Raw genomic sequence first — 7,261 nt, 5'->3', positions numbered from 1 at the left:
TGGCCGCTTTTGTCGTCTCCGCGTGTATTGCCGATGGGCGGCCCTGGCGACGGTGGCTCACGCAGGCGCTCCCACCTCTCCGCGCAGGGGCAGTGTGCTTGGTCGTAGAGCTTGCGGACATGTCGCCTAAGTGGTCGGCGCTGGAAGTCCTTCGGGGGTTGTGTCGGATGCCAGGTGGATGCGTCGCGAGGCGGAGGAGGCCCCGGTAGCGGTGTTCTACCGGGGCTGACGAGCCGGGGTACCCGTGCATCGCGAAGCGATGTGCGGGGAGCGATGACGCGAGGCGCCGCCTGGCGCCGGCAGGCCCTGGATGAACTTCCAGCGCCGACCACTAAGAGCGCCCGAGGAGAGGGCGTTCGATCAGTGAGCGGCTCATCCGCGCCCGAGTGACGCAGCGGCTCGCTGCCGCTTCGTGTGGAATTTTCGTGGTCGCATGAGCGACCTCGATGGCCGGCTCGCGATGCGCGACGATCGAGGGACCGGCCTCCAGATGCGCCTACCGGCTAGCCCTGTCCATCCAGTGTGTGGATAGTGTGATTTTTGCTTGTTTGCCGTTCGCCTCTTTCATGATTGAAAATGGCGTCGGTTGGAGCATCGAAACCCCATGTGCGGAAGACGGGGCTAGCGCCTGCGCCGGAAGATGCGGGTGCCGAGCCACACCAGCGGGTCGTAGGAAGCGTCGACGACCCGTTCCTTGAGCGCGATGATGGCGTTGTCGGTGATCGCGATGTTCTCCGGGCACACCTCCGTACAGCATTTCGTGATGTTGCAGTAGCCGATACCGGCCTCCTTGCGCAGCAGCTCCCGCCGGTCGTCGGTGTCGAGCGGATGCATCTCCAGCTCGGCGTACCGGATCATCAGCCGCGGGCCGGCGAAGACCGGCTTGTTCTCTTCGTGGTCACGGATGACATGGCAGACCGTCTGGCACAGGAAGCACTCGATGCACCTGCGGAACTCCTGGATGCGGCCGGCGTCCTCCGGCCGCATCCGGTGGTGCCCGTCGGTGCCGGCGGGCGGACCGGGCGCGAATGCCGGCACCTGCGCGGCCTTCTCGTAGTTGTACGAGACGTCGGTGACAAGGTCCCGGATCACCGGGAAGGTCCGCAGCGGCGTCACGGTGACGGTGTCCGCCGGGGCGAACAGGTTCAGCCGGGTCATGCACATCAACCGGGGACGGCCGTTCACCTCGGCGCCGCACGACCCGCACTTGCCGGCCTTGCAGTTCCACCGGACAGCCAGATCCGGGAGCTGGGTCTGCTGGAGCCGGTGCAGCGCGTCGAGGACGACCATGCCCTCCTCGACTGCGACCGTGTAGTCGTGCAGATCACCGCCGCTCGCATCGCCTCGCCACACCTGGAGTGTCAGGTCGTACCCGGTCATCACGCCTCCTTCCCGGACGCCGCGGGCTGGTCGAACAGGTGCGCCAGCTCCGCCGGCAGCGGCGGCAGCGGCTCGGCGGTGAGCTCAAGCCTGTCGGCACGCAGCCGCAGGACGTGGTTGACGGTCGCGAACGCCGGATCGGGCTGGGGGAAGTCGTCGCGGGTGTGCCCGCCACGGCTCTCCTTGCGGGCCATCGCGCAGGTGGCGATGCACTCGGCGACGGTGAGCAGCGATCGCAGATCGATGGCAAGATGCCACCCGGGATTGTACTGGCGGTGACCGGTGACCGCGACCCGGCGGGCACGGGCCCGCAACGCCTCGATCTCCGTCAGTGCCCGGGCGAGTTCGGCCTCGGTCCGGATGATCCCGACCAGGCTCTGCATCACCTCCTGAAGGTCGATCTGTAGCTGGTAGGGGTTCTCCGCCGCGGTTGCGCCGGTGCGTCCGCCGGTGTGTCCGGTGGTGGTGGAGAACGGCGCGAGGACCTGCTCGACGATCGCATGGACCTCCGCGTCGGTAGCCACGCCCCGGACGTCCGCCGGCACCGCCTGTGCGTATCGCGCGGCGTACAGCCCTGCCCGGCGTCCGAAGACAAGCAGGTCGGACAGGGAGTTACCACCGAGCCGGTTCGAGCCGTGCATGCCGGCCGCGCACTCGCCCGCGGCGAACAGCCCGGGTACCGTCGCCGCCGCGGTGGCCGGGTCGACCTTGATGCCGCCCATGACGTAGTGACAGGTCGGGCCGACCTCCATCGCCTCCCGGGTGATGTCGACGTCGGCCAGCTCGGTGAACTGGTGGTACATGGACGGCAGCCGGCGGCGGATGTACGCCGGGTCACGGCGGGAGGCGATGTCAAGGTAGACCCCGCCGTGCGGCGAGCCCCGCCCAGCCTTGATCTCGGCGTTGATGGCTCGCGCCACCTCGTCGCGGGGAAGCAGCTCGGGCGGCCGGCGGGCGGTCACCTTGTCGGTGTACCAGCGGTCGGCCTCCTGCTCGGTGTCGGCCGTCTCGGCGGCGAAGACCGGGGGGATGTAGTCGAACATGAAGCGACGGCCTTCGGCGTTGAGCAGCACACCGCCATCACCCCGGACGCCCTCGGTGACGAGGATCCCCTTCACCGACGGTGGCCAGACCATGCCGGTGGGATGGAACTGGACGAATTCCATGTCCATCAGCGTGGCCCCCGCCCACAGCGCGAGCGAGTGGCCGTCGCCGGTGTACTCCCAGGAGTTCGACGTCACCTGATAGGACTTGCCGATCCCGCCGGTGGCAAGCACTATCGCGGGCGCGTCGAAACGCACGAAGGTCCCGGACTCGCGCCAGTACGCCAACGCGCCGGTGACCGGTGGTTCGCCACGCTGCGGCATGTCCGGTGAAAGCGCGGTCCGTGACGGCGTCGCCCGCGGTGGTACGGCCTGTTGGCGCCGCGTCGTCAGCAGGCGCAGCACCGTGCACTCCATGAACACGTCGACACGTTTGCTGATCAGCCGGTTTTGCAGGGTACGGATCAGTTCCAGGCCGGTGCGGTCCCCGACATGCGCGAGCCGCGCGAAGCGGTGGCCGCCGAAGTCACGCTGGAGGATCCGCCCGTCGGGCGTCCGGTCGAAGACCGCGCCCCACTCCTCCAGCTCCCAGACCCGTTCCGGTGCCTCCTGCGCGTGGAGCTGGGCCATCTGCCACTGGTTGAGCATCTTCCCGCCACGCATCGTGTCGCGGAAGTGCGTCTGCCAGTCGTCCTCAGGCCACACGTTGCCCATCGCGGCCGCGATACCGCCCTCAGCCATGACGGTGTGCGCCTTGCCGAGCAGGCTCTTGCAGACGACCGCGACGCGGGCGCCCTGCTCGTGCGCTTCCAGCGCCGCGCGCAGGCCCGCTCCGCCCGCGCCGATGACCACGACGTCGTACGCGTGCGTCTCCGATACGGACGATGACGATATGGATGGTGCGGTCATGGTCGCTCACGCCACCCAGTGATAGTCGTGGAGGTGACCGCTCGCGACCAGCCAGATGTAGAAGTCGGTTGCCATGATCCACAGAAGGCTCGCCCAGGCCCACACCAGATGACGCCGGTTGAGCGCCGAAATCCCCCGCCACAGCCGCTGGCGGGCCGGATGCGCGGACAGGGTCCGCAGCCCACCTCCACACAGATGCCGGAAGGAATGGCAGGAAAACGTGTACAGGCCGAGAAGCACCACATTGGCCGCAAGGATGCCGCTACCGACGCCGATGCCGAAACCGCCGTCGAAGCTGAACGCCTGGACGGCCTCGTAGGTGAGCAGACACACGAACAGCCCACCGAAGTAGAGGAAATAGCGGTGCACGTTCTGTAGCAGCAACGGGAACCGGGCCTCACCGCTGTACCTGCGCCGGGCGTCGGGGACCGCACAGGCCGGCGGCGCCCACCAGAACGAGCGGTAATACGCCTTCCGGTAGTAGTAGCAGGTGAGCCGGAAGGCGAGCGGGAAGAGCAGAATCAGGATGGCGGGCGAGATCCAGGGGATGTCGCCGAGCAGCCCGGAGCCGAGTGCGTCGGCGGGGCAGGAGTCGGTCAGGCATGGCGAGTAGAACGGCGACAGGTACGGATCCGCGTAATAGTTGCTGTTGCGGAACGCCGCCCACGTCCCGTAGGCGACAAAGCCGGTGAGCACGGCCACCGTGACGACCGGAGCCACCCACCACCGGTCCCGTCTCAGGCTGGGCTGGACGATCCTCGCTCGGGCCGCGCCGCCGCCGGGAGCGGCGGTTCTGGCGGGGCCCCGATTGTCGGGACGACGGGCATCCGTCTGCGTCGGCATGGTGCTCCTCGGTTTCCTGGGGCCGCAGGCGCGGTCAGGTGCGTTCGCGGCGCTGGGCCCCCGGCGTGTTCTCGCTGGCTGTTGCTCTCCTTGGGGTGTCCTGGTCGGTTGGAGGGACCAGACGACAGGCCGCGGGTTATCGCGCGGCCCGTCGTCTCATGCTCACACCCGGACGCGGCGTCGGCGGCGCGGCGACACGGTGCGATGCCGCTGCCACCCGCCGGCGACCCCCTCGTCGTCGCATTCGGGCTGGAACTCCGGTTCGCCCTGGCGGGCCGGTACGAACACGGGTTCGTAGCGGGTTGAGCACGCTGGGCCGTCGGCCGTGCCGGCCGGGTCCAGACCGTTCGCGCCGCTGCGGGTCATGGTCTCAGCTTCAAGATCGTCAATGTCCTCCAGGACGCGGCGGACATCCGCCTCGAGCCGGCCCGCCATTCTTGAGCTGGGCGCGTGGCAGCGCACATGGTGCACATGACGTTGCGCTTCCTGTACTGCTCTGAGTACGGCGAGAAGCTCGTCCCGTAGGCTTGTCGACTGCACGATTCGCCACCTCCGTGGTTCCGGCTGCCGGCCGGCGACATTCCGGACAGGTATCGGTACCCATCTCCACTGCCGAGCCGGTCACATCAATGACACATTACGTTCACGCAGCAGTATGATCGACGGGCGAAAGGTTGGCCGGAGAGGCAGACCTTCGACCGCGCCGGAGCGCCGGAAGGCCGTGTCCAGATGCGTCAGAGACCCGCTCGCGCGGGTCATTCGTCGGTCATCGACGATCATGCTACGGGCATATTTCCGTAATACGTGTGTAAAAAAGGCCGGCAACAGGTGTGTGCCCCCCAGCCTGGCGACGCCGCGTCCCTGTTGCCGGTCGCTCCATGTGATTGACCGTCGGGTGATTGACCGCTGGAATGCCCCGCGCCGGTCAGCCCCCGGCCGCGGGGTGGGCGGCGCGGGCCCAGCCCACCCCGATAGCGGATGAGCTGTATCGGGGTGGCCGAGAACGCGGCCAGGGGCCGCCTTGGCGCGGTGAGCCGGACAGATGACTTCCGAAACACGCCGTAGTGACGGCGAGTGCCTGGGCGGCCGGGCTACCGGCTGATCAGGTCGTCCAGATGGGCCCGCACGGCGCCAGCGACGTCCATCTTGTCAGGGGACCAGGACAGTCCGGCGAGCGTGAACAGACAGGCGACGACCCGGGCGTACCGGCCGGTCGGGGCGTCCAGCTCAGGGAAGGCCGCACGAAGGCGGCTGGCGGTCCGGGGCGCGTGCCGCAGCGCGGTGATGTACAGGTTCGCGACGCCGATGCCTGGAACGCTGCGGCCCCAGTGCTCCCAGTCAATGATCGAAAAATGCGGCGCGGTGATGTTGCCCCAGTGCAGGTCCAGATGCTCGGTGGCCGCCGGGCCGGGGGCAACGTCAGCAGGCAGCTCACCGACTCTGGCATGGATCAGATGGGCGATCTGTTCGGGGGAGTAGGCCCACAGCTTCCGCTCGGTGGGGGTGTCCGCGAGCGCGTCGACCGAGGCACGCAGGTCGCCCCACCAGGCATCCGGGAGGTCCGGCTCGCCGGACAGGTACTGCCCGGCGCCGTAGGCGTCCGCCGGCACGACCGTCGAGTCGGCCGCGAACGTGAGCAGCTCAGCACGCACGGACACCGGGACCGGGTCGGGATGGGTCCATTCGGTCTCAGCGAGCAGCGTCGGCTTGGCGACGCCGGACAGGCTGGCGGCATCGTGGGTGCCGGTCCAGACCTCGCGGTCCATGTCGGACTCGATGAACGCGGCGACCCGCAGCCACGCGGTGGCGCCGTCGTGCGTGGCGGGCCCCGCGATGACGGCGTCGGAACCGCTGGCCCGTCCGGAGCCGAGAGGCCGTATCCCGAGTTGTCGTGCGCCCTCGCGGTAGATCTCGGCGAGCCACGCCGCACCGTCGATGCTGACCGGCAGCCAGCGGATCACGCGTTTCCGTCTGTCGGGCGCGGTTCGCAGTCCGGGGTCTTCGGCTTGCATTGGGACTGGGTGGGGCCGCAGGCGGTGCTTGCCTTGGGACCGCAGATGTCCGGGCCGCAGCCGGAGGCGGCGGTCACCGTGCGCGCGGCGTCGAGCCGGGCGACCTGGGACCGGAAGGGCGTGCCAGCGAGGACAGCGGCCAGCCCGTCACGGACGTTACCGGCGGCGGCGCGGCGGGTGAAGACACATGGAGTCACGGTGCCGTCCGGGCCAACCGCGGCCGTGCCGTGCCCGCAGTGCCCGCAGGTGCCCGCCTCATCGTCGTGGTCGGCGGCACGGCCGAATGGCCGGACCTGGTCGATGCTGGCGACGACGCCGAGAGCGGTCAGGTCGTCGAACGCGGCGAGGGCCTGTTCCTCGCCGGCGGTGGCGATGATGCCCGCGCGGACCGGCACCTCTGCCGCGACGAGGCGCCGCAGCTGGGCCCGGGTGCGGGCATGGCTGCCGGCACGCCCGGTGACCTTGTCATGTCGGGCCGCGTCGTCGGCGTAGTACGAAGTCGCGACCGACACACCCGGGCGGACGAGCGCGTCCCAGACCGCGGCGGGAAGGGTATACAGGTTGGTGAAGACCTCGACCGCGAGGTTGGCGTCGAGCGCCGCCGCGACGAGCGCAGGGAAGTCAGGACGGAGGGTCGGTTCGCCGCCGATGAGGCAGACCTGCTCGACGCCGACGGCGGCTGCCTCGGCGATGACCGCCTCCCAGTCGGGAAGCGTCATCGTGCCCTGGCTGCCGTGTGGTGAGGAGCCGGCGTAGCAGTGAGAGCAGGTTAACTGGCAGCGTCCGGTGATCTCCAGCCAGATCAGCCGGGGCGGCTCGGCCTGGATCACCGGGCGGACAGGCCCGGGCAGTGTCGCGGTCATGATGATCTCCCTACGCCGTGTTCTGATACTCGCCGACGCGGATCACGTCGTGGCGCAGCCGCCGCTCGGGGGTGGTCAGGCCCAGCAGACGCTGCCCGCTCGGCCCGCGGATGAGCACCTCACCGGCGGACCGGGCGATGGCAACGGTGAATTCGCCACGCACCACTGTAGCCGGCCGGCGCCAGTCAGGCTGCTAAGAGCGACCGGCAAT

At 69.2% G+C, this 7,261-nt stretch carries 7 protein-coding genes; all 7 read right to left on the bottom strand.

Annotated features, from left to right (window positions below):
- Nucleotides 1-621: 621 nt before the first annotated feature.
- The 7 genes from MJ797_RS17780 to MJ797_RS17750 all read right to left on the bottom strand — a co-directional run bounded on the left by MJ797_RS17780 (nt 622) and on the right by MJ797_RS17750 (nt 7,213).
- Nucleotides 622-1,380 (bottom strand): succinate dehydrogenase/fumarate reductase iron-sulfur subunit, encoded by a 759-nt coding sequence (locus MJ797_RS17780; RefSeq protein WP_239336357.1) that lies wholly within the window; start codon nt 1,378-1,380, stop codon nt 622-624.
- A complete protein-coding gene (locus MJ797_RS17775; protein WP_239336355.1) occupies nt 1,380-3,332 on the bottom strand; it encodes a fumarate reductase/succinate dehydrogenase flavoprotein subunit in 1,953 nt (650 codons plus the stop codon). The genes MJ797_RS17780 and MJ797_RS17775 overlap by 1 nt, the downstream gene beginning before the upstream one ends.
- Nucleotides 3,333-3,338: 6 nt before the next feature.
- Nucleotides 3,339-4,175, bottom strand: coding sequence for a hypothetical protein (locus MJ797_RS17770; protein ID WP_239336353.1), 837 nt, complete (start codon nt 4,173-4,175; stop codon nt 3,339-3,341).
- A 162-nt stretch (nt 4,176-4,337) separates the two neighbouring features.
- The gene (locus MJ797_RS17765; protein ID WP_239336350.1) at nt 4,338-4,715 is read right to left on the bottom strand and encodes a hypothetical protein; all 378 of its coding nucleotides are present in this window, start codon (nt 4,713-4,715) and stop codon (nt 4,338-4,340) included.
- A gap of 551 nt (nt 4,716-5,266) precedes the next feature.
- Nucleotides 5,267-6,136, bottom strand: a complete 870-nt coding sequence (locus MJ797_RS17760) for a hypothetical protein (RefSeq protein ID WP_239336347.1) — start codon at nt 6,134-6,136, stop codon at nt 5,267-5,269.
- Entirely contained in the window at nt 6,133-7,050 is a 918-nt protein-coding gene (locus MJ797_RS17755) for a radical SAM/SPASM domain-containing protein (protein ID WP_239336344.1), read from the bottom strand. The genes MJ797_RS17760 and MJ797_RS17755 overlap by 4 nt, the downstream gene beginning before the upstream one ends.
- Before the next feature lie 10 nt (nt 7,051-7,060).
- Entirely contained in the window at nt 7,061-7,213 is a 153-nt protein-coding gene (locus tag MJ797_RS17750) for a hypothetical protein (protein WP_239336343.1), read from the bottom strand.
- Between the last annotated feature and the right edge of the window lie 48 nt (nt 7,214-7,261).

Source organism: Protofrankia sp. CiP3 (assembly GCF_917627345.1).
In the GTDB taxonomy this organism is placed as follows: domain Bacteria; phylum Actinomycetota; class Actinomycetes; order Frankiales; family Frankiaceae; genus Protofrankia.
Note: the sequence above shows the minus strand (reverse complement) of the source record. Positions and strands in the feature narration are given on the sequence as shown.

Coding starts and splice junctions, on each gene's coding strand:
- MJ797_RS17780 (WP_239336357.1), bottom strand. CDS start 1,380: ATGACCGGGTACGACCTGACACTCCAGGTGTGGCGAGGCGATGCGAGC.
- MJ797_RS17775 (WP_239336355.1), bottom strand. CDS start 3,332: ATGACCGCACCATCCATATCGTCATCGTCCGTATCGGAGACGCACGCG.
- MJ797_RS17770 (WP_239336353.1), bottom strand. CDS start 4,175: ATGCCGACGCAGACGGATGCCCGTCGTCCCGACAATCGGGGCCCCGCC.
- MJ797_RS17755 (WP_239336344.1), bottom strand. CDS start 7,050: ATGACCGCGACACTGCCCGGGCCTGTCCGCCCGGTGATCCAGGCCGAG.